Annotated in this window: 4 protein-coding genes; 1 reads left to right on the top strand and 3 read right to left on the bottom strand. The window is 57.0% G+C overall.

Annotated features, from left to right (window positions below; all coding sequences use genetic code 11):
- Together K5905_RS29340 and K5905_RS29335 are read right to left on the bottom strand one after the other, a co-directional pair.
- The coding region (locus K5905_RS29340) for a TRAP transporter large permease subunit (RefSeq protein WP_297591085.1) at positions 1-1,247 on the bottom strand (1,247 nt) is incomplete at its 3' end.
- The gene (locus K5905_RS29335) at positions 1,244-1,690 is read right to left on the bottom strand and encodes a TRAP transporter small permease (protein WP_297591082.1); all 447 of its coding nucleotides are present in this window, start codon (positions 1,688-1,690) and stop codon (positions 1,244-1,246) included. The genes K5905_RS29335 and K5905_RS29340, both read right to left, overlap by 4 nt.
- Positions 1,691-1,888: 198 nt before the next feature.
- On the opposite strand from K5905_RS29335, the gene K5905_RS29330 reads away from it, so the two are divergent.
- On the top strand, positions 1,889-2,881 hold the full coding sequence (locus K5905_RS29330) for a LacI family DNA-binding transcriptional regulator (protein WP_297591080.1): 993 nt from the start codon (positions 1,889-1,891) through the stop codon (positions 2,879-2,881).
- 33 nt (positions 2,882-2,914) lie between these two features.
- Here K5905_RS29330 and K5905_RS29325 read toward each other — a convergent pair.
- A partial coding sequence (locus K5905_RS29325; RefSeq protein ID WP_297591078.1) for a LacI family DNA-binding transcriptional regulator occupies positions 2,915-3,897 on the bottom strand: 983 nt, incomplete at its 5' end.

Here is a 3,897-nt window from a genome sequence, read left to right as displayed (position 1 = left end):
ATGCTCGGGAATACGACGAAGAGTGCGAGGAGCATCAGATAGGCGGTGATGAAAGGCCATGAGCCTTTGACCGCCGCGGACATCGGTACGCGGCCGACGCCGCAAACGACGTTCAGAACCGTTCCAACTGGCGGAGTAATCAGTCCAATGGAGCAGTTGATGACGAACATCAGTCCGAAATAGACCGGATCGATATTTGCCAGTTTGACCACCGGCATGAGCAGTGGAACCAGGATCAGGATGGTCGGTGACAGATCCATCACCATGCCGACGCACAGCACCAGAACCATGATCACCGCCATCAGCAGGCGTGGATTTTCCACGAGTGGTCCAAGCAGTGCTGCAAGCTGCTGCGGCAGCTGCGCAACGGTGATGAGCCAGGCAGCGACCATTGCGCATCCGACCAGAAACATCACCATTGCGGTCGAGCGACCGGCGTTCACCAGAATTCGGAAAAAACGCTGCAGGGTCATTTCCCGGTAAATGAAGGTGGAAACGAAAATGGCGTAGACGGCCGCGACGACAGCTGCCTCCGTCGGCGTAAACACACCGAACCGGATCCCTCCGATAATGATAACAGGCAATAGAAGCGCCCAGACGCCATCCTTGAAGGCGGCGACGCGCTCGCCAGCCGTTGCCCGCTCCAGCGTCTCGAGGTTTTCGCGGCGCATCAGCAGGTTCCAGACCAGCATCAACGCACCGCCCATCATCAGACCGGGGACGATACCGCCCAGGAACAGGTTCTTGATCGAGATGTTTCCGGCGACCCCAATCAGGATCAGGGGCAGCGATGGCGGGATCACAGGCGCGATAATGCCACCTGCCGCCAGCAGTCCGACAGACCGGCCATCGGGATAGCCGGCCTTTTGCATCATTGGATAAAGGATGGCGACGAGCGCGGCTGCATCGGCGACGGCAGACCCGGACAGGCCTGCGAGCAGGATTGCGGTCAGGATGGCGACATAGCCGAGACCACCCTTCTTGTGACCGATCATGGAAACGGCCATGCGCACGATCCGTTTGGAGAGGCCGCCCGTGGACATGACCTCACCGGCAACCAGGAAAAACGGTATTGCCAATAACGGGAAGCTGTCGACACCGTTGATGAGCGCCTGTGCCAGAATGTCTGCGCTGAATAGATTCATCTGCAGCATCAAGGCGATGGCAGCCAGGAGCAGGGCGAAGGCAACCGGCAGTCCAAGCAATATGGCGCTGATCAGAACCCCAAGGAAAAGCAGGAGGGTCACTGTGTGTCCTCCAGGTCTTCGTCGAAGTTCAATGCATCCGGAGAGATGATACGCACCGCTGCGATAACGGTCATGAGGATCGCCGAAATGACACCTGCGAGATAAAACAATGCAGAGGGCAGACCGGTCAGCTGTGAGATGTTGTTCCAATTGGCGTTCATCTGGCGAAATGCGCCCCAGAACAGCATCAGAACCGAAACCAGTATGACGAGATAGGCAGCGCGCCTGAGAAGAGGTACCAACCGCGGCAGTAAGGCTTCCGTCAATTCAGTCACGGCCAGGTGTTCTTCGCGGCGCAGGATCACGGCGGCGCCCAACATGACGACCCAGACCAGCCCCAGACGCGACAGTTCGACCGACGGTCTCAGGCCGGATGAAAACCCATAGCGCAAGACCACATTGGTGAAGACCAACACGATCATTGCCAGGAGCAGTGCCGCCATTGCCCAGTCAATGAAGCGCCATAACCACCGCCAATAAACCAACATTCCCTCCCGAAAGTTGAACATCTGAATGCAAAAAGATTTGCAAGGTTATCGATAACCTGTTTATGTGTTATCGATAACAAAGTAAATTGTCAACGGCGCTGCATCAGATAATTGAACGCACAAAACACGAAGTCGGGAACGGAGGATTTTGGCATGGTCACGCTTGCGGATGTCGCAAGGCTGGCGAAAGTCAGCACAATGACTGTTTCCAAGGTTCTGCGCGGAACCGGAGCAATATCCGATCAGACAAAGACGCGCGTTTTCGAAGCTGCCGAAGAGCTTGGCTACGTTCCCAACCGGTTGGCCGGGTCGCTCAGCACCAGGAAAAGCATGCTGGTTGCGGTCCTGATCCCCTCGATTGCCGATACGATCTATGCCGAGATCATCAGTAGCCTGCACAGCCTCCTCGATCAGGCCTCGCTTTCGATCTTTATTGCTGAAAGCCAGATGGATCCGCAGGTAGAGGAACGACAGGTGCAGGAACTGCTCAGTCTTCGGCCGGCGTTTCTTGTGCGCAGCGGAGGCATCGCGTCGACGAAACGCACGAAGGCATTGCTTCACCGTTTCGGGGTGCCTCACATTCAGATCTGGGACGGGGATGATCCACAAGGGCAGGTCAATGTCGGCCCTTCCCATATCGAGGCAGGAAAAATCGCCGCCGATCACTTCGTGAAACTCGGACTGAGAAAGGTTGCCTATATCGGTGCGGAAACGCAGCTCGATCTTTGCGCGTCCCGGCGTATGGAGAGATTTGTCAAAGAAATGAACTCAGCCGGTGTGGATGTAAACGTTCTGACGGATCCGGACCTACCGCGACAAGCGGAAAGCGGGGAGCTCCTCACACAACGATTGCTGAAAGGCGGGTCGCAGGTCGACGGCATCTTCTTTTTGAACGATGCCATGGCGATTGGAGGCTTGAGAGTGCTTTTGAACGCTGGCTACCGGGTGCCCGATGAGGTCAGGGTTCTCGGTTTCAACGGCACGTCGCGGGAGCAAACGATCACGACGCGCTTGACCACCATCAGCACGGATGGCCGTCACCTCGGGCGGATTGTCGCGACTGCCATTCTGGACAGTGCTGCCGGGAAAAATGCGGAGAGCCACACGCTCTGTCCGCTCACGCTCGACCCGGGCAACACGACCTAGCCGGAGGCGAACCGGGAGACCTTGCAGGGTTCGTCAGACGGTGTCGCCCGGGACAAGTTTGAAGCCGACATCACTGACCGGAGCTGCGGTGTCACCATTGATTTTGAGCAGAAGCTTTTCAGCTGCAAGCTGACCGATCCTGAGGTGGTTCACGTGCACCGTGGTCAGCCGATAGGGGAGGACCGACGCAATCGGAAGCTCCCCCCAGCCAGCGATCCCGATATCCGCAGGTATCGAGATCTGCTGAGACTGACAAAAATGAACCGCTCCGACGGCCATGTTGTCGTTCTGGTAAAAGATGACTTCAACGTCCGGATCCGAGGACAGAAGTTGTTCCGTCCCGTAATAGCCTGGATAAAACCCCGGAATGTCGTTGAGGCAAAGCTGCCTGGTGAGTTTGCCGCCACCATCCTCGATTGCCTTTGCATAGCCATTCAGGCGCGAGGTGGCGGCATTTGCAGCGTCATGAGAGGTTCCGACATAGCCAAAACGGCTGTAGCCTTTTGTCAGCAGGAAGCGGCCCATGTCATAGCCGCTGTCGAAATGATTGAGACCGACGCACATGTCCACCGGGCTCGAATTCAGATCCCAGATTTCGACCAGAGGGATTTTTGCACCGTTTAGTATCTGAATTGCGCGCGGTGTGTGGGCGCGGCCGGTCAGGATAAGACCGGCCGGCTGCCAGGACAGCACCGTTTCAATCCAGGTCTCTTCTTCGGCCTGGACATGCTGCGTCATGCCGAGCACGGTCTGATGATTGAAGCTGACCAGCTTGCGGTCGATGCCTTCCAGAACGTGCGTGAAAACCTCGTTGCCAAGGTCCGGAATGCTGACCCCCACGAAGGTCGATTTCTTGTCGCCGGCAAATACGGTCGCAAGTCGGTTGGGCAGATAGCCGAGACGCTCGACTTCCGCCATGACCTTGGCACGTGTCTTTTCGGAGAACCCACCCTCGTCACGCAGCACACGGCTTGCAGTCATTTTCGACACACCTGCAGCCTTTGCAACCTCTGCGA

Source organism: Roseibium sp. (assembly GCF_025698965.1).
Lineage (GTDB): Bacteria > Pseudomonadota > Alphaproteobacteria > Rhizobiales > Stappiaceae > Roseibium.
Note: the sequence above shows the minus strand (reverse complement) of the source record. Positions and strands in the feature narration are given on the sequence as shown.